The organism is Haloflavibacter putidus, from assembly GCF_006546625.1.
In the GTDB taxonomy this organism is placed as follows: domain Bacteria; phylum Bacteroidota; class Bacteroidia; order Flavobacteriales; family Flavobacteriaceae; genus Mesonia; species Mesonia putida.
On record NZ_VIAR01000042.1, the window covers coordinates 1 to 281 of the forward strand.

Here is a 281-nt window from a genome sequence, read left to right on the forward strand (position 1 = left end):
CCTGAAAACGTAGACTTGGAGTATTATGTTACTGAAATTGGCGCAGAAACCGCTGATGAAGACGACCAAATAGACACCCCGGAAGCCTATATAAACGAGCCGGAGTATAATATAGAAGACGCCAATGGTAACCCTACCAACGTACAGATAATTTATGTACGGGTAAACAGTGGGGTAAATGGCAATTTCTGCCACGTGGTGGTACCTTTTGAAATTATTGTGGTACCCGAGCCAAAACTCAACCCACTCGGCGATCCGTTTGGCTATACTTTATGTGAAGA

At 44.1% G+C, this 281-nt stretch carries 1 protein-coding gene; it reads left to right on the top strand.

Going from position 1 to position 281, the window contains the following annotated elements:
* Positions 1 to 281, top strand: a 281-nt coding sequence (locus FKR84_RS13445) for a hypothetical protein (protein WP_233357784.1), incomplete at both ends; no start/stop codon positions are given.